Annotated in this window: 24 protein-coding genes; 16 read left to right on the top strand and 8 right to left on the bottom strand. The window is 61.3% G+C overall.

Annotated elements, in window-relative coordinates; translation table 11 throughout:
- Window positions 1-225 precede the first annotated feature (225 nt).
- On the top strand, window positions 226-1260 hold the full coding sequence (locus FHX10_RS29415; RefSeq protein WP_047619020.1) for a LacI family DNA-binding transcriptional regulator: 1035 nt from the start codon (window positions 226-228) through the stop codon (window positions 1258-1260).
- Between the two features lie 37 nt (window positions 1261-1297).
- Here the strand turns inward: FHX10_RS29415 and FHX10_RS29410 are convergent, their stop codons facing one another.
- On the bottom strand, window positions 1298-2233 hold the full coding sequence (locus FHX10_RS29410; protein ID WP_183845293.1) for an alpha/beta hydrolase: 936 nt from the start codon (window positions 2231-2233) through the stop codon (window positions 1298-1300).
- Complete coding sequence (locus tag FHX10_RS29405) at window positions 2230-3378, bottom strand: Gfo/Idh/MocA family protein (protein WP_047619015.1); 1149 nt, start codon at window positions 3376-3378, stop codon at window positions 2230-2232. Before FHX10_RS29405 ends, FHX10_RS29410 begins: the two co-directional genes overlap by 4 nt.
- A 259-nt stretch (window positions 3379-3637) precedes the next feature.
- Here FHX10_RS29405 and FHX10_RS29400 point away from each other — a divergent pair, with 259 nt between their 5' ends.
- A complete protein-coding gene (locus tag FHX10_RS29400; protein WP_184390647.1) occupies window positions 3638-4456 on the top strand; it encodes a sugar phosphate isomerase/epimerase family protein in 819 nt (272 codons plus the stop codon).
- Window positions 4457-4548: 92 nt separating this feature from the next.
- Here FHX10_RS29400 and FHX10_RS29395 read toward each other — a convergent pair whose 3' ends face one another.
- Window positions 4549-5310 carry a DeoR/GlpR family DNA-binding transcription regulator gene (locus FHX10_RS29395; protein WP_028758619.1) on the bottom strand — a complete coding sequence of 254 codons (762 nt, stop codon included), beginning with the start codon at window positions 5308-5310 and terminating at the stop codon, window positions 4549-4551.
- 231 nt (window positions 5311-5541) lie between these two features.
- On the opposite strand from FHX10_RS29395, the gene FHX10_RS29390 reads away from it, so the two are divergent.
- The 8 genes from FHX10_RS29390 (at window position 5542) to FHX10_RS29355 (ending at window position 13196) form a co-directional block, all read left to right on the top strand.
- Entirely contained in the window at window positions 5542-6342 is an 801-nt protein-coding gene (locus FHX10_RS29390; protein ID WP_063473712.1) for a class I fructose-bisphosphate aldolase, read from the top strand.
- A gap of 3 nt (window positions 6343-6345) precedes the next feature.
- Entirely contained in the window at window positions 6346-7287 is a 942-nt protein-coding gene (locus tag FHX10_RS29385; protein WP_047619006.1) for a PfkB family carbohydrate kinase, read from the top strand.
- Between the two features lie 322 nt (window positions 7288-7609).
- Window positions 7610-8755 carry an ABC transporter ATP-binding protein gene (locus FHX10_RS29380; protein ID WP_063473711.1) on the top strand — a complete coding sequence of 382 codons (1146 nt, stop codon included), beginning with the start codon at window positions 7610-7612 and terminating at the stop codon, window positions 8753-8755.
- A 27-nt stretch (window positions 8756-8782) separates the two neighbouring features.
- Window positions 8783-9859, top strand: coding sequence for a Gfo/Idh/MocA family protein (locus tag FHX10_RS29375; RefSeq protein WP_097596094.1), 1077 nt, complete (start codon window positions 8783-8785; stop codon window positions 9857-9859).
- Entirely contained in the window at window positions 9859-10704 is an 846-nt protein-coding gene (locus FHX10_RS29370) for a sugar phosphate isomerase/epimerase family protein (RefSeq protein ID WP_063473709.1), read from the top strand. The genes FHX10_RS29375 and FHX10_RS29370 overlap by 1 nt, the downstream gene beginning before the upstream one ends.
- Window positions 10701-11510 (top strand): alpha/beta fold hydrolase, encoded by an 810-nt coding sequence (locus tag FHX10_RS29365; RefSeq protein ID WP_097543801.1) that lies wholly within the window; start codon window positions 10701-10703, stop codon window positions 11508-11510. The genes FHX10_RS29370 and FHX10_RS29365 overlap by 4 nt, the downstream gene beginning before the upstream one ends.
- 4 nt (window positions 11511-11514) lie before the next feature.
- On the top strand, window positions 11515-12216 hold the full coding sequence (locus tag FHX10_RS29360) for a ribulose-phosphate 3-epimerase (protein ID WP_097596093.1): 702 nt from the start codon (window positions 11515-11517) through the stop codon (window positions 12214-12216).
- Between the two features lie 14 nt (window positions 12217-12230).
- The gene (locus tag FHX10_RS29355) at window positions 12231-13196 is read left to right on the top strand and encodes an ROK family protein (protein ID WP_097596092.1); all 966 of its coding nucleotides are present in this window, start codon (window positions 12231-12233) and stop codon (window positions 13194-13196) included.
- 30 nt (window positions 13197-13226) lie between these two features.
- Here FHX10_RS29355 and FHX10_RS29350 read toward each other — a convergent pair whose 3' ends face one another.
- A complete protein-coding gene (locus FHX10_RS29350) occupies window positions 13227-14240 on the bottom strand; it encodes a substrate-binding domain-containing protein (RefSeq protein ID WP_028758610.1) in 1014 nt (337 codons plus the stop codon).
- Window positions 14241-14508: 268 nt separating this feature from the next.
- Between FHX10_RS29350 and FHX10_RS29345 the strand changes: the two genes are divergently transcribed.
- From FHX10_RS29345 to FHX10_RS29320, 6 genes are all read left to right on the top strand, one after another.
- Window positions 14509-15771 (top strand): ABC transporter substrate-binding protein, encoded by a 1263-nt coding sequence (locus FHX10_RS29345; RefSeq protein ID WP_097596091.1) that lies wholly within the window; start codon window positions 14509-14511, stop codon window positions 15769-15771.
- 69 nt (window positions 15772-15840) lie between these two features.
- Window positions 15841-16827, top strand: coding sequence for a carbohydrate ABC transporter permease (locus FHX10_RS29340; RefSeq protein WP_097596090.1), 987 nt, complete (start codon window positions 15841-15843; stop codon window positions 16825-16827).
- On the top strand, window positions 16827-17657 hold the full coding sequence (locus FHX10_RS29335) for a carbohydrate ABC transporter permease (protein ID WP_047618991.1): 831 nt from the start codon (window positions 16827-16829) through the stop codon (window positions 17655-17657). Before FHX10_RS29340 ends, FHX10_RS29335 begins: the two co-directional genes overlap by 1 nt.
- 11 nt (window positions 17658-17668) lie before the next feature.
- Window positions 17669-18694 (top strand): ABC transporter ATP-binding protein, encoded by a 1026-nt coding sequence (locus FHX10_RS29330; protein ID WP_047618987.1) that lies wholly within the window; start codon window positions 17669-17671, stop codon window positions 18692-18694.
- 64 nt (window positions 18695-18758) lie between these two features.
- Window positions 18759-19544, top strand: coding sequence for a ThuA domain-containing protein (locus tag FHX10_RS29325; RefSeq protein WP_132575455.1), 786 nt, complete (start codon window positions 18759-18761; stop codon window positions 19542-19544).
- Between the two features lie 161 nt (window positions 19545-19705).
- On the top strand, window positions 19706-20743 hold the full coding sequence (locus FHX10_RS29320; RefSeq protein WP_047619775.1) for a Gfo/Idh/MocA family protein: 1038 nt from the start codon (window positions 19706-19708) through the stop codon (window positions 20741-20743).
- Between the two features lie 142 nt (window positions 20744-20885).
- Here FHX10_RS29320 and FHX10_RS29315 read toward each other — a convergent pair whose 3' ends face one another.
- The 4 genes from FHX10_RS29315 to FHX10_RS29300 form a co-directional block, all read right to left on the bottom strand.
- Window positions 20886-21281, bottom strand: coding sequence for a DUF4112 domain-containing protein (locus tag FHX10_RS29315; protein ID WP_028758816.1), 396 nt, complete (start codon window positions 21279-21281; stop codon window positions 20886-20888).
- 171 nt (window positions 21282-21452) lie between these two features.
- Window positions 21453-22526, bottom strand: a complete 1074-nt coding sequence (locus FHX10_RS29310) for an alcohol dehydrogenase family protein (RefSeq protein ID WP_097545043.1) — start codon at window positions 22524-22526, stop codon at window positions 21453-21455.
- 13 nt (window positions 22527-22539) lie between these two features.
- Window positions 22540-23919 (bottom strand): aspartate aminotransferase family protein, encoded by a 1380-nt coding sequence (locus tag FHX10_RS29305; protein WP_097596209.1) that lies wholly within the window; start codon window positions 23917-23919, stop codon window positions 22540-22542.
- A gap of 30 nt (window positions 23920-23949) precedes the next feature.
- Window positions 23950-25446 carry an NAD-dependent succinate-semialdehyde dehydrogenase gene (locus FHX10_RS29300; RefSeq protein WP_097596210.1) on the bottom strand — a complete coding sequence of 499 codons (1497 nt, stop codon included), beginning with the start codon at window positions 25444-25446 and terminating at the stop codon, window positions 23950-23952.
- Window positions 25447-25499: the final 53 nt, after the last annotated feature.

Raw genomic sequence — 25499 nt, 5'->3', positions numbered from 1 at the left:
AAGCGTTTTTGCAACCATGCGGCGCGAGCACCTGACGTCGCAAGAGAGGAGAATATTTCGTTTTTCGAAAGAGAGCCGGGTCCGCAGCGAAAAGTCATGCCGGCCTGCCCGTTGATTTTCCCCGATTCCGGAAAACGAAGACCACCCTGTACAAATTGCCGAATGCGTGTGATGCGACATCATTTTCGATTCAGCGCACCGTCGCGCCGCCGATTAAGGAACTGAATGGCCAAGAAAAGTTATAAATCGATGGACGATTTTGCGGCCGCCTCCGGCGTATCGCGTCCGACGCTGTCGAAATATTTCGATGATCCCTCGCAGATCAAGGAAGTGACCCGCAAGCGTATCGAGGCGGCTCTCAAGAAGTCGAACTTCGAGCCGAATCTTTTCGCGCGGCATCTCAATCGCAAGCGGACCAGGAATATCGGGATTCTGGTCCCGACCATGTCGGATCCCTTTTATGTGCAGGTCGTGTCGCTGATCGAGCTGGAGTTGCGCGAAAGGGGATTCTGGCCTGTCCAGATCTCCTCGCACACGCGGCCCGAGCTGGAGGCGGAGGCCGTGCGGACCTTGCTCTCGCTGAAGGTCGCGGGTGCGATCGTGGCGCCGCTGGGCGCCGGTTCGCGGCGTTCCGCGCTGGAAAGACTAAGGGATGCAATCCCCGTCGTTTGCTTCGACAATCCTGCCAGCGGTGACCTTCCCTATGTCGGCAACGACAACGCGCAAAGCATGGCAGCCATTGTGCAATATCTCTGCCGATCCGGTGAGCCGCCGATCTTCCTGGAAATTCCGCATATGACCGAAAATGCCGGCGAGCGGCAGGCGGGCTATCGCGCGACCATGGCGAGGGAAGGGCATTCCCCGCTCGTCATCGATTGCGACGCGCCGCCTTCCTGGGAGTTCGAGCGTCTCGGATACGAGCAGATGCAGAGGATGCTTGCGAATGGCGGACTTCCCGGCAAAACGCTCCTCTGCGCCAACGACCGGTTCGCCTTCGGCGCGATGGCGGCGGCATTCGCCTCGGGACTGAAAATCGGCCGGAACGAGGCTTGCGACGTGCGCATCGCCGGGCACGACGACCACCCGCTGAGCCGATATACCTGCCCGTCGCTGACGACGATGGCCCAGAACGCATCCGAGATCGCCGCGAAATCCGTGGAGCTTTTGCTCGCGCATATCGAGAGCGAGGATGACGGAACGACCCCCGCCACGAACAAGGTGATCCTTGAGGCAACGCTTGTCATGCGCGACTCGGCTTGAGATCCGGTCGGCTTGAGATCCGGCGAGGGTTACGGCCTCAGCGGGTAAGCGCGGGGTCCATGGTGCGCCACGCCATTGCAATGGCCTCAAGCGCCTCTTGCGCCTCCGGAATGGCCCGTCTCTTCGATACGAAGCCATGGATCTGTCCGGGCCAGGTCCGGCTTGTGGCCTGCGCTTCCCGGCTGAGCCGCTCGGCATAGCCTGCCCCTTCGTCGACCAGCACGTCGTGTCCGGCAAGGATCACGAAGGCCGGCGCCACACCGGCCAACGACATCGCGCTGAGCGGCGAAGCCCGCCAGTCCGACCTGCTCGCGGCTTCCGGCAGATAGTGGTCCCGGAACCATTTCATCGCCGCTGCCGTCAGGCCGAAACCCTCTGCGTAACGTGAGTAGCTGTCTGCGGCCTGCAACTGGTCGGTCACCGGATAGATCAGCACCTGGCCGATGACGGCCGGCACCTGTCCGTCCCGCGCCAGGAGGGCAACGACGGCGGCCAGATTGCCGCCGGCGCTATCGCCGCCGACGATAATGCGCGAGGGATCAATACCGAGTGCATCGGCCTGCTCCGTCATCCAAACAAGTGTGGCAGCGCAATCGTCGATCGCGGCCGGAAACGGATGTTCCGGTGCCAGGCGATAATCGGGTGAAACCACGACGGCGCCTGCCATATTGGCAAGCGTCCGGGAGATATCCTCATGGGTTTCCGGCGCGCCGATCACAAAGCCGCCACCATGGAGATAAAGCAGGGCCGGCGCCCCTTGGCGCGGCGCTGCTTGGCCGCGCCATATCTTCACCCTGATGGCGCCCACACGTCTTTCCAACATCTCTGCCACCTCTTCGAGTGGCCACTGGATGCCTGCGAAACTGTCCAGATATTGCTGCCGCGCCTGCGCCGGAGTGCAGCTTTCCACCGCCGTTTCCGGATCGCCAGGCCATGCCAGGGCGCGTTTGGCGGATTCGTCCAGTTGCGTCATGCGAGCAAGCTCCTTGCTTCGTCTTCCCGCAATTCTTTCGGCTGCGCGACGATACCCGCAATGGTCTGCGCGACGCCGGTTTCACCCGCACGCAGGATCGCTTCCATGACTTCGAGCACATGCAGGGCGAGATCGCCCGAAGCGCGTGGCGTGCGGCCTTCGATGATTGCGCGCGCGAGATCGGCAAGGCCAAGCATGCGGTAGTTGGCGCGATCAGGCGCGGCGATCGGCCAGTTGACGGCCCCGAAGAGTTCGCCTGATGTATCCGTTTCCTGCCAGGGAGCGCCACGGCTGGAGAGCGCGACGGAGCCGCCGAAATTGTCGGGGTCGGGCAGGCGCAGCGAGCCTTCGGTACCGTGGAGCTCGATCGGGTGGTTGGAGTGGCGGAAGACGTCCCAGGAGGTGCCGAAGGTGACGGTGGCGCCGCAATCGAATTCCAGCAGCGACAGCACGCTGGTCGGCGTGCCGACCTTGAACGTGGTGCCCTGTTTCGGCCCCTCGGCGGTGATGAGCCGTTCTTCCTGCCCGCTTGTGGCGACCGCCTGCACACGGCGGATCGGCCCCATGAGATTGACCATCATCGTCAGATAGTAAGGCCCCATATCCATGACCGGGCCGGCGCCGGCCTGGTAGTAAAAGCTGGGATCGGGATGCCAGTGCTCCATGCCGCGCCCCATCATGAAGGCCGTTCCCGTCACCGGCTTGCCGATGGCGCCGGCTTCCATCTGCCGCCGGGCATGGCGTCCGGCTGCCCCCAGGAACGTGTCCGGCGCCGAGCCGAGCATAAGGCCCTTGGTGGCGGCCGCATCCACCAGCCGGCGTCCTTCCGCGGCCGTGACGCCGAGCGGCTTCTCGGTGAAGACATGCTTGCCTGCCGACAGCGCCCGCATCGAAACGTCGAAATGCGCAGCCGGGATCGTCAGATTGAGGATGAGGTCGATGTCCTTGTCGTCAATGAGGCTATCGACGTCGGCCGCGCGCAGATTGAATTCCGCCGCGCGGCGCTTGCCGGCGTCGGCGTTAAGATCTGCACAGGCAATGATTTCGACGCCGCGGAACAGCGGCGCGTTGCGCATATAGGCGAGCGAAATGTTGCCGCATCCCACAACGCCGATCCTGAGTTTCATGCCATTGGTCTGTGTCATCGAGGAACCTGATTTTGCCGTTGCGGCTGCGGAGAGTTGAGGGTGCGTTACGTTTTAAGCGCAGGGAATAAATTATATTGACGCACGGTAACATTTGACCGTACGTAATGACAAGACACTGGGGTCGCAATCTCCGAAGAAGAGCCGCCCTTCCGGTTTTCGATCCGCACTCCCTGCGGAAGGGCTTTCGGCCGGCGAGGCGAAATGGCCCGAGGACTTCGGTATCGGCTGTTATCAATAGATAGGTCAGGACCAAGATATGAAAAATGCTGAGCTGCAGATCGGCTGCCAGACATTCACCTGGGAGATGCTCGGCGCAGGCTGGAGCGGCGGCCCGGACGATCTGGTGCGCGCCGTCGCCGATGGCGGATATACCGGCATCGAAATCACCGACACGATGATCGGTCACTACGCGCTCAATCCTGCCGATTTTGCCCGTACTCTGACAGACGCCGGTTTGACGCTGGTTTCCTTTGCCTTCGGCTCCGCCAGCGGCTTCACGGTGGCGGAAAAGATTGCCTCCGATCTCGACACGGCGCGGCGATGGGTCGATTTCGCGGCGAACTTTCCCGGTGCGATGGTCTCGATGGGATCGGCGACGGTCGTTTCGGATGGCCCGCGCGATGAGAAGTTCGCCATTGCGGCCGAGTGCTACAATCGTGCGACCGAGATTGGGCAGTCGGCCGGTGTCGCCGTTGCCGTCCATCCTTCCTCGCACCACAACACGCTCCTCTTCACCCGCGAGGACTATGACCGCCTGTTTGCTCTCTTGGATTCGCGCGCGGGCTGGGTGCCTGATACCGGCCATATCCTGCGTGGCGGCCAGCAGATCGGCGATACGCTGGCGGCCTATTGGGAGCGTATCCGCTACGTGCATCTGAAGGATGTCGACGCCGGTGGCGTCTGGGAGATGCTGGGCGACGGCGTCTGCGACGTGCCTGCCGTGATTTCGGCCGTTCGGGATGCGCCGAAGTTTACCGGCTGGATCGTGGTCGAGGAAGAATCGGACCACGCCGGAACCGATCCCGCCGCGGCGGTTCGCGTGAACCGCGAGACGCTTCGACGTCTCGGATTTTAGCCGGCCTCGTTTTCCCCGCTGTCGGCCTGAACCGTCGATCGGAGCCCAAGTCTCTGCTGGCGTTCTTACGCAGCGAAGAGGTGGACGGCAGGTCACGCGTAGCGGACCTCCACGCCGAGCTTGTCCAGCCGGTGGCGGATGCTGTGCGGCATGTTGCTGTCGGTGATGATCAGATCGACACGCGACAGCGAGAAGGCTTTCGAGGAGGCGCCGATGTCGAATTTGCTCGAATCCGCCACGAGGACGACACGCCGGGCCATGCGAACCAGGTTGCGCTTGGTCCGGGCGATGTCCTCGGAGACGTCGACGACATCGAAGGCCTGATCGATCGCGTGGGCGCCGACAAAGGCCTGGTGGGCGACGAGGCCACCGACCGCCTTGTCGGAGTCCGAAACGATCGTGCTCACGGTGCTCGGAAACACGCGGCCGCCGATCATGTGCACGTCGAGCCCTGGCCGGTACATCAGATGTTGTGCGATGTTCATCGCCGTCGTCGCAACCACGACGTTGTTGACCGGCGGCATCTGCATGGCAACCTGCAGCAGCGTCGAGCCGCTGTCGAAGACGATCGACTGGTTGTCGATGATCTGCCGCGCAGCCATCTGGGCGATACGCCGTTTCGCATCGAAATTGCGCTGCATGCGTTCCTCGAAGGCCGCCGCCGGCGAGTCGGACGGCAGGGCGATCGCGCCGCCATGCGTTTTGATCAGCTGCTTCTTCGCGTCCATGATTTCGAGATCGGAGCGGATCGTCACTTCCGAGACCTCGAAGAATTCAGCCAGCTGGCGGGTGCGTGCCTGACCCACCCGCTGAAGTTCCAGCATGATCTGCTGCCGCCTCTGTTCTGCAAGCATATGTGATCCCGACTGTCGCTTTTTGCGACTATCTGACTTTTGAAAAACGAAAGCATGAGCTCTCAGCTCACGGCTTCTGCTGCAAAACTAGCCGTTGAACGACGAAAATGCACGTCAAAAATTCCCTCGCCACGTAAAAACGAAAGAAATCGAAATATTGAATGTTTGTTTGTTTTCGAGTTAGGTTCTCCAACAATTGAAAAACCAGCCATCACAAAGGGAAGTCTCGCCATGGGTCTCGGAACCAAAGTCCGCCTCGCACGCCTGTTCTCGAACCCCTCGGGTCATTTGTTCGGAGGCGCCGTCGATCATTTTGTCGGTTATGGCAATGTGCGTGAGGGCGGGCTTGCCGACCTGCCGGGCGCGCTCCGGCGCGTCATGGCGGGGGGGCCGGACTACATCAGCATCCAGCCTGGTGCGGCGCGTCACCTCTGGTCGGAATATGCCGGAAAGGCAGCGCTCGTCATTCAGGGCGGTTGCTTCACCGCCGACGACCGCATTCGCCAGCTCATTGCCACCCCGGAGGATGCCGTGCGCTATGGTGCGGACGCTCTGGCGGTCGCCATTCCCGTGCGCGGCGCCACCGAAGGAGAGTATATCCGCTGGCTCACCGATACGGTCAACGCCGCCGCCCGTTTCGAGATGCCGGTCGTCGCCCATGTCTATCCCCGTGATTTCTCCGACGGCGGCAAGATCGTGTTCACGCCGGATGAGATTGCCTATGCGGTGCGCATCGGCTTCGAGGCCGGCGTCGACGTGATCAAGGTCGGCTATACCGGCGATTTCGAGTCCTTCAGGGAGACCGTTGCGACCTGCCCGATTCCGGTGGTGATCGCCGGCGGCCCGAAGACCGATACGCTGCTCGGAGCGCTCGTCCAGACTTCCGAAGCGTTGCGCGCTGGCGCCAAAGGCGCGGTTGTCGGTCGCAACCTTTGGGGTCATGGCGATACGACCATGGCCGCGCGCGCCTTCAAGCTCGTCATTCATAAGGGGATGGCGCCAGAGGACGCGCTGGCGGCGGCCGGTGCTTGAGGCGTGTCGCGCCCTTTCCAGGTTCTGGGCTTCGGCGCCCTGGCAATCGATGACATCATCTATGTCGATCGGGGGCTGACGGCCGGCAAGGGGAAGGTGACGAAACGCGCCACCGACCATGGCGGCAACGTGGCGACGGCCCTTGTTGCCGTCGCCCGGCTGGGCGGGCGCGCCGGCTTCATCGGCTGGCTCGGCGATGAGCCCGCGACTGATGTGGCCGGCAGCGAACTCGAGCGTGACGGCGTCGACATATCGCTGGCTCCCCGCCATGCGGATGCCGCTCCGATCCGCTCCGTGATCACGGTCGGTCCCGACGGCGACCGGTTCATTGCCTATGACGACGATGTGCTGCACGGCACGTCGGATGCGCTGCCCGACGATGTTCTGCTGCAGGCCCCGGTGCTGCTGATCGACGGTTATGCCACGCACTCGGAAAGCGTCGTGGCCCGCGCACGTGCCTTGGGCCTAGCCGTGATTGCCGATATCGAATGGACGGTCGGTGCCACGACGGATCGGATATTGGCTTTCGCTGACCATCTGGTGCTGCCGCTCGCCTTCGGGCAGGAATATACCGGCAAGCGTGATCCGACGATGATCCTGGACAAGCTCTGGTCTGCGGATCGGTCCGCTGTTGTCCTCACTGATGGCGAACGGGGGACCTACCTCCGCCAGAGTGGCGATGCCGTCCGGTGGCATGTGCCGGCTTATCCAGTACAAGCGGTCGATACCACAGGCGCCGGGGACTGTTTTCACGGGGCCTACGCTCTTGCCCTCGCGGAAGGGAAAAGCCCGCTGGATTGCGTTGCCTATGCTACGGCGGCTGCCGCCATTTCCGTGACCGCACGGGGAGGGCGCCGGGGCCTGCCGGACAACCGGACATGCCTGGCATGGATGGCGGCGGAGAATGCGCCGGTGCCGCTCGCTTTGCCCCAATGCCGGGAATGAGCGCGGGGTGCCTGATGTCGACGCTGGCCGATCGGTCGAGTGAAACCTCTCTGGTGGATAATTGATCGCACGGCGAGATCTCAACACCTGCAGCACGGCCATAAAAATTACGCGCGATAAAAAATAAAATCTCGCAACTAAACATCATAAATAGATATATTTTTCAGATATATATACCGAATTATCGGCACTTTCTGGCGAGTCATACCTCGATTCTTTTGTTGACTTTGAGGCGCAGTCCTGAGCCTTCTTGTCGAAAGGATCGGAGACGGCGGGGAGCGCCGTCTGAAGATGTGATCCGACTGGTACGGGAGGACGAGACGTGGCCGTGGTTGTACTGGACAAAATCTGCAAGACCTATGGCAACAGCTACCATGCGATCAAGGATCTGAGCCTGACGATCCATGACGGCGAGTTTCTGATCCTGGTCGGTCCGTCCGGATGCGGAAAATCGACTGCGCTGCGCATGATTGCCGGGCTCGAGGAAATCAGCAGCGGAACCCTGAGCATCGGCGGCCAGGACGTGGTGGATCTCGCGCCCAAGGACCGGGACATTGCCATGGTCTTTCAAAGCTATGCGCTTTACCCGCACATGACCGTGTTCGACAACATCGCTTTCTCGATGAAGCTGGCCGGAAAGAGCAAGGCCGAACGCACCAAGCGCGTGCATGAGATCGCCAAGATCCTGCAGCTGGAAGCCTTGTTGGGCAACAAGCCCGCACAGCTTTCCGGCGGCCAGCGCCAGCGTGTTGCGATGGGCCGCGCCATGGTCCGCGAGCCGGCGGCATTCCTCATGGACGAACCGCTCTCGAACCTCGATGCGAAGCTGCGCGTGCAGATGCGGGCGGAGATCGCCAGCCTGCAGCGACAGCTGGGCGTGACGACGATCTACGTGACGCATGACCAGACCGAAGCGCTGACCATGGGCGATCGGGTCGCGGTGCTGAAGGGCGGCGTGCTTCAGCAGGTGGATACGCCCAAGGCTTTGTATCACCGCCCGGTCAACGCCTTTGTCGCCGGTTTTATCGGCTCGCCATCGATGAACCTGTTCGAGGGGCGTCTGGAAGGCCGGCGAATTCATCTGCCGGGCTTCTCCATTCCCTTGACCGACGGCGCCTTCGAACGCGCGCCCGGTCTTTCCGCCTTCGAGGGAAATTCCGTGATCTTTGGAGTCAGGCCTGAGGATCTCTATGACAGCCGGTTGCCGTCCGGTGCTTCGTATCCGACGATCCCGGTGGTCGTGAAGTCGATCGAGGAGCTCGGCTCCGAGCTGATCGTGCATTTGAAGATCGACGCGGTCCGGATCGACTCGGGCGATCCCGATGCCGTCGAAGACCTGAGCGGGGCCGCCAACGCCGTCGCGCGGTTCGAAGCGGTCAGTGCGGTCGAGACAGGTCAATCGATCGATCTGGCAATCGACCCGGCGAAACTACACTTTTTCCATCCTCAAACGCATATGGCGCTCTGAAGTGACGAGCGAAAGAAGGGCTCATCGATGCCAGCAAAACAGGAACGACGTCTCCGCATCGGCGTATTGGGAGCGGGCCAGATTGCCCAGGCCGCGCACTTCGAGAGCTGCACCAAGGCGGCCAATGCCGACCTCTATGCGATTTGCGACGTTGCCGAGGATCTCCGCGAACGTATGGCAATCACCCACGGAGCGGAAAAAACCTATGACGACTACGACAGGATGCTGGCCGATCCCGACCTCGATGCCGTGATCATCGCCACCGCCGATGCGTTTCACGTCCCGGCCTCCATTCGCGCTCTTCAGGCGGGCAAGCATGTCCTGTGCGAGAAACCCGTCGGTGTCACCATTGAGGAATGCCTTGAACTGAAGGCCGCTGTCGAGACGTCGGGAAAGGTGTTTCAGGTCGGGCACATGAAGCGTTTCGACGCGGGGCTCCAGGCTGCCAAATCCTTCATCCGCGATGAAATGGGCGAGATGGTCGCTCTGAAAGCCTGGTATTGCGACAGCACGCACCGCTATCCGATGACCGATGCGGTCCAGCCCCTGATCGTCACCAGCGCCAATGCGAAAAAGCCCTCGGCCAATCCGAAAGCCGACCTGCGGCGCTACTACATGCTTGCGCACGGCTGCCATCTGATCGACACCGCACGTTATTTCGCCGGCGACATCGTTTCCGTCAACGCGCGCCTGTCCGAGCGCGCGGGCATCTGGTGCTGGTTCGTGGACGTGGAATTTGCCTCCGGCACGCTCGGCCATCTCGATCTCACCGTCCAGGTGCGCATGGACTGGCACGAAGGCTTCCAGATCTATGGCCGAAATGGCAGCATTTTGGGCAAGACTTATAACCCATGGTACTACAAGAGCAGCGAGGTGGACATTTTCCGCGAAGCGGACGGCGCCACCCATCGCGTTCTCGGCGCCGACGGCCATTTCTACCGCCGCCAGGTCGAAGGCTTCGCCCGCACCATTCTGGACGGCGCGGTGATGGAAGGCGCTGACATCGATGATGGCGTGGCATCCGTACGAGCCATGGTCGCCGTCGCGCGTTCGGCCGAAAGCGGCAAGGCGGTTGCGCTGGCTGACGTCACGGGCGGCGTGTGATGAAGCTCGGGATCTTCGCAAAGACCTTCGAGGGAACGGAGCCCTTGACCGTTTTGAATTCGGTCGCTGCGGCCGGGTTCACCTGCACCCAATACAATATGGCCTGTTCTGGCCTTCCGCCGATGCCGGAGATCATCACGCAAGCCCAGGCCCGCTCGGTCGCCGACGCTGCGCTGAGCAGCGGCGTCGAGATCGTTGCCGTTTCCGGCACCTTTAACATGATCCATCCGGATCCCGCCGTGCGCGAGGCCGGCCTTCGCAATCTGGCGACATTGGCCGAGCGTTGCGCCGGCATGTCGACCGACCTGATTACGCTCTGCACCGGCACGCGCGACCCCATCGACCAGTGGAAGGCCCACGCCGACAACGACACGCCGGAGGCGTGGCGGGATCTCCTCGAAGCCATGGAGACGGCCATCGAGATTGCCGAGCGCTATGATGTGGACCTCGGCATCGAGCCCGAGCTTGCCAATGTCGTCAACTCGGCTGAGAAAGCCGATCGGCTGATCACGGCACTGACGAGCCCCCGCATCAAGATCGTGCTCGATCCGGCCAATCTCTTCGAGGTCGCGACGCTGGATGAGCAGCGGCGCATCGTGTCTTCCGCCATCGACCTCCTGGCCGATCGGATCGTCATGGCGCATGCGAAAGACCGCAATCCTGACGGTCGTTTCGCGACCGCCGGCAAGGGTGTCCTCGACTATGGGCATTATCTCGGCCGTCTCAAGGCGATCGGTTTTGACGGCAGTCTCGTCACGCATGGTCTTTCGGCCTCGGAGGCGGCCGGTGTGGCGGCCTTCCTGAAGAATAGCCTCGACGGTAATTCTGCGGAGGCAGGAAGATGAGACGAGGTCAACCGTTCGAAACCAGCGACGGGACCATTCTCAATGTGGATACGGCGGGCGAGGGCGTGTCCGTCATCTTCCAGCATGGCCTATGCGGAGATGCGGCGCAGACCGATGAGGTCTTTCCGCCCGACATGGGTTTCCGCCGGGTGACGATCGAAGCGCGCGGCCACGGCCAGTCCCAAGCCGGCAATCCGGAGCAAATGTCGATCGCGACCTTCTGCGATGATATCGCCGCCTATATCGAGAAAAACCTCGCATGGCCGGTCGTGATCGGCGGCATCTCGATGGGGGCTGCGATCGCCTTGCGGCTCGCAGTCAAACGGCCCGATCTTGTCAAGGCTCTGATCATTGCAAGGCCGGCCTGGCTGACGGCGTCGGCGCCGGAGAATATGGCGCCCAATGCTGAAGTCGGGCGGCTTGTGAAAACTCTGCCGCCGGGCGAGGCAAAGGCCGCATTCCTGGCCGGGCCGGTGGGCCTGCGGCTCGCCGCCGAGGCGCCGGACAATCTGGCCTCGCTTGCCGGTTTTTTCTCCCGCACGCCTTTGGATGTGACCGCCGAACTGCTCACCAGGATCTCAAATGACGGTCCTGATGTGACCGAAGAGGAAGTCCGCGGTCTCACTACGCCGACGCTCGTCATCGGCCATGAGCGGGACAGCATTCATCCTCTCGCCTATGCGCGCGCGCTTGCCGAGCGGATTGCCGGCGCGCGCTTCGCGCAGATCACCCCGAAGACTGAGAGCCGTCCGCAATATGTCGCGGACTTCCGGCTTGCCATGAGCAATTATCTGAAGGAGCTCTGAAACAATGACGACCCCCTCCAGGACCTGGATCGAAGACCTTCCGAAGGATCGCCTGATCGCGGAATTCTCCGTCTGGTCGGCCGATCTCGTGCATTTGGCGGATGATCTCGCGCGTGTCGATCCTCACGTCGACATTCTGCATATCGATGTCGCCGATGGCCATTTCGCGCCGGCCATGTTGTTTTTCCCCGACCTCGTTGCCGGGGTGCGCAAAGTCTCCGCGCGCCCGATCCATGTTCACCTGATGGTCGCCGACAGCATCATCCTGTCGCAGATCGAGCAATTCGCCGATGCGGGCAGCGACCTGATCAGTCTTCACGTTGAAAATGAAAGCGTCGCCGACCAGGCTCTCGATCTTCTCGACCGTCGCGGTGTCGCAGCCGGCATGGTTCTCAAGGTAGATACCCCCGTCGAGCGGGTCGAAAGATATGTTTCCCGGCTGAGTTTCGTGACATTGCTCGGCACGGCGATCGGCGTGAAGGGCCAGGGCCTCGACGAAAAGGCCGGCGCCCGGCTGCAACAGGCCAAGCAGATCATCGCCGGCTGCGGTGCGGCGCATCGGATCGTGCTTGCGGCCGACGGCGGTATTCGCGAGCACACCGTGCCTCTCCTGCGCCAGTCAGGTGCGGAGACGGTCGTTCTCGGCTCCCTGGCTTTCAATGCGCCATCGCTCGACGAGCGTATGGCATGGCTCCGCGCACTCTAACTCATGGTCTTCACATGCAGCAGGTTGCCATTGGAATCGACCTCGGTGGGACGCAGGTCCGCGCTGCCCTTGTCGATGAGCACGGCAGGATTCTGGCGCGCGCAGCCGAACCAACGGATGCGCTGGCGGGCCCCGACCGCGTGCTCGCCCAGATTTGTGGCCTGGCCGATGGACTGCTCGCGGCATCGAACCCGGCTTCGGTGGTGGGCGTCGGAGTATCCGCTCCAGGCCCGCTCGATACGGTCACGGGCGTCGCCACCGATATCCCGACCCTCCCGGGCTTTGTCGACTTTCCGCTGAAGGCGGAGTTGCAGAAGCGGTTCCCGTTTGCAGTCGACCTCGAGAATGATGCTATTGCCGCTGCCATCGGCGAGTGGCAGTTCGGAATTGGCAAGGGATTTGATAATCTCGTCTATGTCACCGTCAGCACCGGCATTGGCGGCGGCGTTATTTCGGACGGTCGCGTGGTGCGCGGCCGCAAGGGCATGGCCGCCCATGTCGGGCACATGTCGGTCGTGCCGAATGGAGAGCTCTGCCCTTGCGGCAACAGGGGCTGCTTCGAGGCCTACGGATCCGGACCGGCTTTTGCACGACGCGCTCAAATAAGGGCGATGGAATCGAGCGGGACGACGATAGGCAGCGATGGCGGTGTCATCGACAGCCGCAGCATCTTCGCAGCCGCGAGAAATGGCGATCGTCTGGCAAATCAACTGGTTGACGAAGAAGCGGAAATTCTCGGCCGAGGCTTCACCAGCCTGATCCACATTTTCAGTCCGGATATCATTGTGATGGGAGGCGGGCTTTCCCACGAGTTCGACCGGCTCCAACCCGGCATTCAAGGCTACATCACACAATCGGCAATGCCGGCATTCAAAGATGTCAAGGTGATGCTGGCAGCATTGGATCAGAACTCGGGCCTCGTCGGCGCAGCGGCTCTGGCGTTTCTGACCGGCAAGGTACCTGCGATCGATCAGCTTTAGAGCCTTTCCGTATCGAGAGGTTGCTCTCCGTCAGGGCGGCGGGGTGGTACTTTCCCTCAGGATCAGTTCGACTGGCCACAATTCGTGAACCTCATCCACGGCACGTCCAGCGATAAGCTGTAGCGTTAGCTCAGCGCATCGCGTGCCCGCGGCACGCATGGACGATCGGGTTGTCGAGAGTGACGGTACCATGCTTTCTGCCGTCAGATAAGGGAAGACGTCGTCATGGGCGATGACCGACACATCCCGACCCACCGTCATCCCAAGCGAACGGACGGCACGGTAGACACCAAGCGCTGTCATCGTGGAACCGGCAACGATGGCGGTCGGCGCATTCGCGCTCTCCAGAAAAGAGCGGGCATGACGAAAGCCGCTCTCGTCGGAGAATTTATCGCAGACCATCAGGTTGGGATCGACGACGAGCCCACGCTCCTGATGGGCAATCCGAAAACCATGTTCGCGATGGATCGAATACGTCTTGCCCCGCAGGCCGTTGATCATGGCAATGCGCCGGTGCCCGAGATCGAACAGGTGTTCGGTGGCTCTACGCACGGCATTTTCATTATCGATATCGAGCCACGCGTGAACGTGCTCGGTCTCCGAGCGGCCGTGAACCAGGAAAGGCAGGCCCAAGCTGTTCAGCAACTCGATCCGCGGGTCCTTGGGGCGCGGCGAATGAATGATCACTGCATCCACTCGGCGACTTTCGACCAGGCGTCGGTAGGCCTGCATTTCGTCGTCATCATTGTGCGCGGTAATAGGCGTGATGAGAATATCGGTATCGGCCGTTTCCAAGCGCTGCGCCATCCCCGATATGAATTCAGCGAAATGGATTTCTCCCGAACGCCCCATCATGACGCCTATCGCCCCGGCTCTCCCGGTCTTTAGCCGCACGGCATTGATATCGGGGCGATAGCCAAGCCGCATTGCTTCGCCCGCAACCCGGGCGCGCGTGGCCTCGCTCACCTCGGGATAGCCGCTGAGCGCACGGCTGACCGTCGTCGGTGAGAGCCCAAGCTGCTTTGCAAATTCACGAAGTTTCATCGAATGTCTTCTTTGTCCCGGCAATCAATGGACGAAGCGTTGGCGATGCGCAACGGGCAAGTGCCAATCCGGCAAAAATTGAAATCGATTTCAATTTCTTGACATTGAATCTTTGCTCGCGAGGTCAAGAAGTACCTCTAATCGCTGTATATATGGCATTTTCCCATCATAATACAACTGAAGATCGACAATCGTAATGGCTTGACGCCTCTGCGGCCTTCTGCAATGGTCTGGTTGCCAAATCGATTTCAATTTCTGGGAGGAGATCATGAAAAAGTTTGCTTTAGCCTTGTCCGCACTCAGCGTCGCCATCGCTGCCGGCTCTGTCTGTGCCGCTGAAATTTCGTTTGCCGCAAATACCACCGGCAAAAACGTCGAATTCCTTCACAAGCAGCTTGCAATTTTTGAGAAGAATACCGGCAATCATGTCAAGCTCGTCACCATGCCGTCATCGAGCAGCGAGCAGTTTTCCCAATATCGCCTGTGGCTTGCTGCTGGAAACAAGGACGTCGATGTTTATCAGACCGATGTCATCTGGGCGCCGCAGCTTGCCGAGCAGTTCGTCGATCTGAAGGAGGCAGCCAAGGACGTGGTCGGCCAGTTCTTCCCGTCGATCATCGCGTCTCAGACTGTCAATGGCCGGCTTGTGGCGTTGCCGTTGTTTACCGATGCTCCGGCGCTGTTTTACCGAAAGGACCTGCTAGAGAAATATGGAAAACAGCCGCCGAAGACTTGGGACGAGATGGCTGCGACAGCCAAAGAGGTTCAGGATAAAGAACGCCAGGCCGGACAGAAGGACCTCTGGGGCTACGTCTTCCAGGGCAATTCCTACGAAGGGCTGACCTGCAACGGACTGGAATGGGTGAAGTCGTCCGGCGGCGGCCAGATCGTCGAGCCGGACGGGACCATCTCGATCAATAACGAGAAGGCGGCAGCAGCGCTCGAGCGGGCCAAGGGCTGGATCGGCACGATCTCGCCGCCAGGGGTGCTCGCATATCAGGAAGAAGAATCGCGCGGCGTCTGGCAGACCGGCAACGCCGTCTTCATGCGCAACTGGCCGTATGCCTATTCTCTCGGAAACGGTGCCGACAGCGCGGTGAAGGGCAAGTTCGACGTGATGACGCTACCGGTTGCGGCCGTCGGCGATAAGCCGTCTTCGACACTCGGCGGCTGGAACCTGGCGGTTTCGAAATATTCCGAAAAGCAGGACGCAGCCATCGCGCTCGTAAAATTCCTGGCGTCGAAGGACGTTCAAAAGGCACGTGCCATCGAACTGTCCAATTTGCCGACCCTGACGGATCTTTATGACGACAAGGATGTTGCTGCCGCGCAGCCCTTCATGCCGAACTGGAAACCCATTTTCCAGGACGCGGTGCCACGCCCTTCGGCGACGGCCAAGGTGAAATACAACGAGGTGTCCTCGAAGTTCTGGACTGCAGTGCACAATACCTTGTCAGGCAGCGGCTCAGCTGCCGAGAACCTCGAGCTTCTCGAAGCCGACCTAACGACCCTCAAGGGCGACGCTTGGTGAGTATTCCGACCGGCGGCTGTCAGGCCGCCGGTCCGGTCTTCGGACGAGCTAGCGAGGGATAGTCGTTGCATGAGCGAAATCGTAGTTCCACAAGCAGTCAAGCCCAGGGTTTCCCATTTCAGATCCTCCACGGAGCTGCGGTCCGAGCGCATCCGATCGGCATGGATGTTTCTGGCGCCGACGCTGTTGATCTTGGCAATCGTCGCTGGCTGGCCGCTGTTCAGAACGATCTATTTCAGTTTTACGAATGCGTCGCTGAACGACCTTGGCGATGCGCAGTTCGTCGGCTTTGACAATTATTTGTCGTGGGTGACGCTGAAGAGCGGAAGGACCGTCTATCGCGGACTGCTTGCCGATCCGGTCTGGTGGAACGCCGTCTGGAACACTGCCAAGTTTACCGTCCTTTCGGTGGTAATCGAGACCGTGCTCGGACTGATCGTCGCCTTGGTGCTGAACGCACGGTTCGTCGGGCGTGGGATCGTACGGGCCGCAATCCTCATTCCTTGGGCGATCCCAACCATCGTCTCAGCAAAGATGTGGGCCTGGATGCTCAATGATCAGTTCGGCATCCTGAACGATATTTTGCTCGGCTTCGGTCTTATCAGTGAGAAGATTGCCTGGACCGCCAATCCGGAAACGGCGATGATCGCAGTGCTGATCGTCGATGTCTGGAAGACGACGCCCTTCATGGCGCTTCTGATTCTTGCGGGACTACAGATGGTTCCGGGAGACATTTATGAGGCTGCCAAGATCGACGGCGTCAATCCGGTCAAGGTTTTCTGGCGTCTGACGCTGCCGCTGATCCGACCGGCAATCATGGTTGCCGTGATCTTCCGGATGCTGGATGCGATGCGCATCTTCGACCTGATCTATGTTCTGACGCCCAACAATGCGCAGACGAAGACCATGTCGGTCATGGCGCGCGAGAACCTGTTCGACTTCGACAAGTTCGCCTACGGCGCCACCGCGTCAACGGTGCTTTTCCTCATCATTGCCTCCGTAACCGTCCTTTATATCTGGCTCGGTCGCGTCAAGCTCGGCGGGGAGGAACGTTGATGCTGCTTTCGATCGTCAAGAATACGCTTTTCTACCTGCTCGTCACAATCATCGTCATCATTGCGGTATTTCCGTTCTACTATGCGATCCTCACGAGCCTGAAGACCGGCACGGCCCTTTTCAAAGTCGATTATTGGCCGACCTCGATCTCCTTCGGCAACTACACGTCCGTGATGGGCCAGGGCGGTTTCGTCCGCAGTCTGGCGAATTCCGCGATGATCGCCTGCGTCGTGGTTTCAGCATCGCTGCTACTTTCGATCACCGCTTCGTTCGCTTTGGCCCGGGTACACTTCCGCGGGCGGGCACTGTTGATGTTGACCATCCTCTCGGTGTCGATGTTTCCGCAGATTGCCGTTCTTGCGGGCCTCTTCGAACTCATCCGCTGGATCGGCATCTTCAACACGCCCTTCGCGCTGATCTTTTCCTACATGATCTTCACGCTCCCCTTCACCGTCTGGGTGCTGACGACCTTCATGCGCGAATTGCCGATCGAGATCGAAGAGGCGGCGATCGTCGATGGCGCTTCACCTTGGGTCATCATCACCCAGGTGTTCATGCCGTTGATGTGGCCGGCGCTGGTGACGACCGGACTGCTCGCCTTCATCACCGCCTGGAACGAGTTTCTTTTTGCGCTGACGTTCACATCGTCGGATACGCAGCGAACCGTCCCGGTTGCGATCGCCCTGCTTTCGGGCAACAGCGAATTCGAGATCCCCTGGGGCAACATCATGGCGGCTTCAGTGATCGTCACCGTGCCGGTTGTCGTGCTTGTTTTGATATTCCAGCGCCGGATCATTTCGGGGCTGACCGCCGGCGGCGTCAAGGGTTGAGGGAGTAGGACATGGCAGAAATCCGACTGGAGAATATCCGCAAGAGCTTCGGCGCTTTCGAGGTGATCAAAGGCGTGACGATGGACATCCGCCGGGGCGAGTTCATGGTGTTCGTGGGGCCGTCGGGATGTGGCAAGTCCACGCTGCTGCGGCTTATCTCCGGGCTCGAGGACATCACCTCGGGAACCCTCTCCTTCGACAACAAGACGGTGAACCAGCACGCGCCGTCGAAGAGAGGGATCGCCATGGTGTTCCAGTCCTACGCGCTCTACCCGCATATGACGGTCTTCGACAACATGGCTTTCGGCATGAAACTTTCCGGGAGCACCAGAGGCGAATGCCGCCAGCGTGTCGAACAGGCCGCCGGTATGCTGCAGCTCTCACCCTACTTAGACCGCTTGCCGCGACAGCTTTCCGGCGGGCAGCGTCAGCGCGTCGCAATCGGCCGGGCGATCGTACGCGATCCCAAGGTCTTTCTCTTCGACGAGCCGCTGTCCAACCTCGATGCGGCGCTTCGAGTCGCGACGAGGCTGGAAATTGCGAAGCTTCATCGCAGCATGAACAACACGACGATGGTCTATGTGACCCATGACCAGGTCGAGGCCATGACACTCGCCGATCGGATCTGCGTGCTGAGGGACGGCGTCGTCGAGCAGATCGGCACGCCGCTGGAACTTTACGAAAGCCCAAATTCGGTCTTCGTTGCCGGCTTCATCGGTTCGCCGAAAATGAATTTCCTCTCGGGCGAACTGGCGCAAGCCTATGATAGCCATACGATTGGCGTGCGCGCCGAGCATGTTCGCATCACGCCCGAGTCGCCCGTTTGGAGCGGCACGGTCATCCATTCAGAAATCCTCGGCTCCGATAGCTTCGTCTATGTGGATATCGGGGCGGATGAGCCGCTCATCGTGCGGGAAGCCGGAGTCTCCCGCCATGCGCCCGGCCAAACGCTTGGCCTTACGCCGCTTGCCGGCCACATCCACCGTTTCGACCGGTCGGGCCGTTCGCTTGAGCGAGCCTCCATTCGGGCTGCCTGATGTTCCCAAGGTCGATGTTCTTCCCAGGACTCGATCCGTTTTTTAACTATAAGGAGAGAACGACGTGACCATTCGCACCGTTGTGTGGGGAGAGAATATCCACGAGAATACCAATGCCATCGTCCGGGGCATCTATCCCGAAGGCATGCACACGACGATCGCCAACGCGCTGAATACCGACCCCAGCATCTCGGCGACGACGGCGACGCTGCAGGAGCCGGAACACGGCCTCAGCGAAGCCCGCCTTGCCGAAACCGATGTCTTGACCTGGTGGGGCCACAAGGATCACGGCGCCGTCTCCGATGTCGTCGTCGAGCGTGTCGCCAAGCGCGTCTGGGAAGGCATGGGGCTGCTCGTGCTGCATTCCGGCCATTTCTCCAAGATCTTCAAGCGGCTGATGGGCACACCCTGCGCGCTGAAATGGCGCGAGGCGGGTGAGCGCGAGCGTCTGTGGACGATCAATCAGCGCCATCCGATCGCCGCCGGCATCGGCGAACATTTTGAACTCGAGAACGAAGAAATGTACGGCGAGCAGTTTTCGGTGCCGGAACCGCTCGAAACGGTGTTCATCTCCTGGTTCCAGGGCGGCGAAGTGTTCCGCTCGGGCCTGACCTGGCGCCGTGGCGCCGGCAACATCTTCTATTTCCGCCCCGGCCACGAGACCTATCCGACCTATCACGACGTCAATGTCCAGAAGGTGCTGATCAACGGCGTGAAGTGGGCCTATAACCCTGAGGGCTCGTTGACGGGTATCACCGACGCTCCAAATGTGCCGGTAGAAAAAGCACTGGAGCCGATCGTCGAACGCGGCCCGAAACTACACCAAGCCGGCGAAGCCGGTTACCGCTGAGGACCTGAAACACCTTCCTTGGGCGCGGACGCCACGCGTGCGTTCGGCCCGGGAAAACGCTGAGCTGACAGCCGTCGCTCACCATTTGGCAAGACCATCTGGCGCTCGTGAAAGACGACGGTTTGGTGCTGATGATTTCGATAAACGACTATGAGGACAAAATGCGCTTGATCATTCTCGGAACCGGAGGATGGGCAAACACCCATGCCATGAATTTTTCCGAAATCGCCGACGTAAAAATTGTTGCTGCTGTCGATACGGACGAGGTCCGGCTGCGGGCCTTTGCGCTCAGGCATGATATCCCACTTACTTTCACGTCACTTGATGACGCCCTTGCCTGGGGAGAGTTTGACGCCGTGACCAATGTCACGCCGGATCGCGCGCATTATTCCACGACAATGAAGATACTCGGCGCCGGCAAGCATGTCCTCTGCGAGAAGCCGCTGGCGGTTAACTACCGCGAAGCTAAAGAGATGGCCGACGCTGCTGCTGCGTCCGGCAAGGTTGCGATGGTAAACCTTACCTATCGCAATGTTGCGCCGCTGCAAGCAGCGCGCAAGATGGTGCTGGACGGACGCCTCGGCGCGATCCGCCACTTCGAAGCGTCCTATCTCCAGAGCTGGCTGGTCTCAAAGGCGTGGGGCGACTGGACCAAGGAATCGCAATGGCTGTGGCGGCTGTCGACAAAGCACGGATCCAATGGCGTGCTGGGCGATGTCGGTATTCATATTCTCGACTTCGCGGTTTTTGCCGCCGGAAGTGACGTCAAGGCAGCCGCATCGCATCTCAAGGTGTTCGACAAGAGCCCCGGAAATCGGATCGGGGAGTACGAGCTCGATGCAAATGACAGTTTCCTGATGATGGCTGAACTCGAAAACGGTGCCGCCGGTGTCATCCACGCAACGCGCTGGGCGACTGGTCATCTGAACGAATTGCGCCTGCGCCTGCATGGAGACAAGGGCGCGCTGGAGGTGGTGCACACGCCGGAAGGTTCGACGCTCAGGGCCTGTGAAGGTCCCGATGCCGACAAGGCAATCTGGCGTAAGATCGAGGTCGAACCGGTCATCACCAATTTCCAGCGATTTGCAAATGCCGTGCAAAAGGGGCAGCCGGATGAGCCTGGTTTCGGCCACGCCGCCAAGCTGCAATTCGTTCTTGATCACGCAGTGAAGACGGCAGGCGTTCTGGCTGAACTGTAAGCGAAGGCGCCGAGCTAGTGCCCACTTTTGCTGGTTGCTCGTCGTCTTAAGGCGACAGCACCGGCTGCGCGGCCTCGTTGGAACCAGCGCCGACAGCTCGCACAAATTCCTCGAAGGGGAAGTTGCAAAGGGACGTCGGCCGTCAGACTCGCCGGTTAAGCTCGTCTTCGCTAATCCCAAAGTGGTCGAGGATGATACCCACGTTTCGGCGATGAGACTTGAAATAGACGTCGAAGAGATCGCCGATCAGGGGAACCGTTCCGCCGGCGGCGTCGATCCCCAGATTGACGGCCATACGGGCGAGCTTATGGGTGGGAATACCGAGGCGTCTCGCCTCATCGATGATGAAAAGGCCGATCAGGGATCCGGCAATGTCGCCGACGGCCGGGATAAGGCCGAGAATTGAGTCCGCGCCGATACGCACGCCGATGACAGGCAATCGGACTGCGGTATCCATCAGCCGCGCTATGCTGACAGCGCGCCGAATTCGTCCAAGTTCGATAGACGTCAGGTGTTTCGCGCTGGCGGAAGCTGGCATCAGCAGCCTTTTGGCGCGCGCGATCGCTCCGCCCCCTCGAGTGGGGGCGTGGGAGCGATTTGGTCGCATCGCCGCGAAATAGTCCGACGCAACGAAGGGCCGGCGCCATCATGATTTTCCATTGCCGTGAAACGCTGCAAACCCGATAAGGTTCGCCCGCGAAAGCAAGGATCATCTCTCGTCGGGAACCACGACCAGTTTGCCGACGAAGTTCTTCGCCATGAAATCGGTCTGCGCGCGATGGAATTCCGACAGTGGATAGACGCCGCCGACGAGAGGCCGGATTTTCCGGCTTTCGATATAGCCGACGATCCGACGGAAGTCGGCGCGGCTGCCCTGGCTCGAGCCATGCAGTTCCAGCTGCTTCAGATACATGGTCCGCAAATCGAGCTGGACGACCGGGCCGGCGATGGCGCCAGCCGTCGAGTAGCGGCCTTCTGGACGCAGGATCTTCAGCAGGTCGTTGAACAGCGGTCCGCCGACGAGATCGGCGACCACATCGATCGGCTGGCCGTGGCTGGCGGCATGGACGGCTTCGACCAGGTCGCCCTTGCCGCGGGTCACCACCGCCTCGGCGCCGATATCGAGCATCGCCGCCTCCTTGCCGGGACCTGCGACGGCGATCGGGATCGCGCCGCGAGCGCGCGCGAGCTGGATGATCGCCGAGCCGACGCCGCCTGAAGCGCCGGTCACGAGCACGCTTTCGCCGGCCGACAGCCTTGCCCGTTCCAGCATGCGCTCGCCAGTCAGATAGGCGCAGCAGAAAGTGGCGAGTTCGATGTCGGTCAGATCGGTTGCGACGACATGGGCATTCTCAGCCGGCAGCGCCATATATTCGGCATAACCGCCGTCGCGGCCATGGCCCATGTAATCGATGTCGGCGAGGCTGTCGTCGTCCCGGTTGTAGATCGAAAAGTCGACCATGACGCGTTCACCGATACGTTTGGGATCAACGCCGGCGCCGACGGCGACGATATGACCGACCGTATCGGTGCCCTGGATGCGTGGAAACGTCAGCGTGTTGCCTTGCCTGCGCCACGTGGAGACCGCCGATGGATCGTCCTCTGTGCCGTAGGCGCCCTGGCGGACCCAGACGTCGGTATTGTTCATGCCGCAGGCCGTGACACGGATCAGAACCTCGCCATCGGCGGGCGTCGGGACGGGCACGTCCCTGTCATAGACGAGCTTGTCCAGACCGCCATGGTCGGTGAGCAAGACGGCTGCCATCTTTTCGGGGATCGTCATACCGATCTGCTCCTCAGATATTCTTGAAGACAGTTTCGATGGCGTCCGCTGCGGCCTTGACCACAATGTCGGCCTCCTCGCGCGTCAGGCAAAGCGGCGGGGCGAAGCCGAGGATATCGCCTTGCGGCATGGCGCGGCCGATGACGCCGCGTTCGAGCAGGGCGGATGCGACCTGAGGGCCGATCTTGCGGCCGGCATCGAAGAACGTGCTGTCGTCCTTGTCCTCGACGAATTCGATGGCCGCCATCAGCCCGTCACCGCGGACTTCGCCGACGTTGCGGTGGCCGCCGACCGCCTTTTCCAGTTCCGAACGGAAATAGGCGCCGGTCGTGCCGGCATTCTCGACAATGCCGAGTTCGTCGATCAGTTCGAGATTGGCAATGCCTGCCGCAGCACAGATCGGATGGGCGGAATAGGTCCAGCCGTGACCGATCGCCCCCAGTTGATCGGACCCCTGTATCAGGACTTGCCACATCTTGTTCGAGACGATCGTGCCCGAAAGGGGAGCGTAGGCCGAGGTCAGCCCCTTGGCGATGGTGATCAGGTCCGGCTTCATGCCGTAATGGTCCGAGCCGAACATCGTGCCGAGACGGCCGAAGCCGGTGACCACTTCATCCGCGACGAGCAGGATGTCATATTTGTCGAGCACGGCCTGGATCTTCTGCCAGTAGCCGTTCGGCGGCGGCACGATGCCGCCGGTGCCGAGGATGGGTTCGCCGATGAAGGCGGCGATCGTTTCCGGACCCTCGGCGATGATCATCTCCTCGAGCTTGTCGGCGCAATATTGCGAGAACTGCTCTTCGCTCATCGACCGGTCAGGGCGGCGGAAATAATAGGGCGCTTCGGTGTGCAGCACCGGTGCGCGCGGCAGGTCGAAGGCGTTGTGAAAGAGCGCCAGGCCGGTGAGGCTGCCGGTCATGACGCCGGAGCCGTGATAACCGCGCCAACGCGAGATGATCTTCTTCTTGTCCGGACGGCCGAGGATGTTGTTGTAGTACCAGATGAGCTTGATGTTGGTTTCGTTGGCATCCGAGCCCGACAGACCGAAATAGACGCGGCTCATGCCGGCGGGCGCGCGGTCGATGATCATCTTCGACAGCGTAATCGAAGCTTCCGTGCCGTGGCCGACATAGGCGTGGTAATAGGCGAGGTTCTTCGCCTGCTCGGCGATCGCGTCGGCGATCTTCTGGCGGCCGTAGCCGACATTGACGCAATAAAGGCCGGCAAAGGCGTCGAGGCTTTTGCGGCCCGTCGTGTCGGTGATGTAGACGCCTTCGCCGCCGGCGATGACACGGGTCGGCGTCTCGCCGCGGGCATGCGCGCCCATATGGGTCGATGGGTGGAAGAAATGATCGCGGTCCCAGGCGTTGAGTTCGTTGCTTCTGTCGAGCATGTCGTAGCCTCTTTCTTGAAATGGAGCGGCTCAGGCGGCCGTGTCGATGCAGAGATATTTGAGCTCGGTGAAGGCCTCGAGCCCGTGGCGGGAGCCCTCGCGGCCGAGGCCGGACTGCTTCCAGCCGCCGAAGGGAATGGGCCCGCCGGTGATCTTGACGCGGTTGATCGCCACCATGCCGTATTCCAGCGCGCGGCCGAGCCGCAGCTGGCGGGCGCCATTTTCCGTGACGGCATAGGCGACGAGACCATATTCGGTATCGTTGGCGCGGGCGATGACCTCTTCCTCCGTGTCGAAGGTGGCAACCGCCGCCACCGGCCCGAAGGTCTCCTCGCGCATGACCAGCGCATCCGCCGGCACATCGGTCAGCAGCGTCGGCTCGTAAAAGAGCCGGCCCGTCTTGTGGCGTTTGCCGCCGGTGACCAGCTGTGCGCCACGCGCCAGCGCGTCGGAGACCTGCTCCTCGACCTTGGCGACGGCGCGTTCATGCATCAGCGGCCCGATCTCGGCGCCATCCTCGAGCCCCGCACCGAGCTTCAGTTCGGCAATGCGGTCTGCAAAGGCTTTGGTGAAGGCATCGGCGATGCGCCGCTGGACGAAAATGCGGTTGGCGGCGAGGCAATCCTGGCCTGACGTGGCAAACTTGGCGTTGACGGCGATCTCGACCGCCTTTGATATGTCGGCGTCATCGAAGATGATCAGCGGGGCGTGGCCGCCGAGTTCCATCACCAGCCGCTTCAGGGTCGGCGCGCACTGGGCGGCGATCAGACGTCCGATGCCGGTGGAGCCAGTGAAGCTCATGGCACGCAGGCGGATGTCGGCGCACATCCGCCCGACGATCGTTGCGGCGTGGCCGGTGACGACATTGAAGACGCCGGCCGGAATACCGGCGCGTTCGCCGAGCTCGGCAAGGGCAAGTGCTGAAAGCGGCGTCTCGGAGGAGGGGTGAGCAACGACCGTGCAACCGGCGGCGAGCGCGGCCGCAGCCTTTCGGGTGAGCATGGCAGAGGGAAAATTCCAGGGCGTGACGATGCCGACGACGCCGAGCGCCTCGCGGCGAACGATCATTTCCGCGTCGGGCAGGTGGCTGGTGACGCTCTCGGCGTTCAGCCGCTTGCCTTCCTCGGCATACCATTCGACGAAGGAGGCGGCGTAATCGATCTCGCCGCGTGATTCCGCGAGCGGTTTGCCCTGTTCGAGCGTCATGATCAGGGCCAGATCCTCCCTGGCCGCGAGCATCAGCTCAAACCATTTGCGCAGGATCGCCGCGCGGCTCTGCGGCAGCATTGCGCGCCAGGCGGCGAAAGCTTGCGACGCTGCATCGATTGCCACCGCCGTCTCGTTTGCGCCAAGGCTTGCCACCCAGGCCAGCGTCGCCGACGAGGCGGGATCGGTGACCTCGAAGCTTTTCCCTGATTTGCCGGCGACCCATCGGCCGCCGACATAGGCCAGATCGCGCAGGAGATGACGGTCTGCGAGCCGAGCCAGCGCGTCATGGTAGGCGGGGCGGGCAAAAACAGCGCTCATGTCCAATCTCCTCGTGGCGGTTGACGTCAGTCTTCCACGGGAGCTGGCGAGAG

This window comes from Rhizobium sp. BK591 (genome assembly GCF_014195045.1).
GTDB classification, from domain to species: Bacteria; Pseudomonadota; Alphaproteobacteria; order Rhizobiales; family Rhizobiaceae; genus Rhizobium; species Rhizobium anhuiense.
Note: the sequence above shows the minus strand (reverse complement) of the source record. Positions and strands in the feature narration are given on the sequence as shown.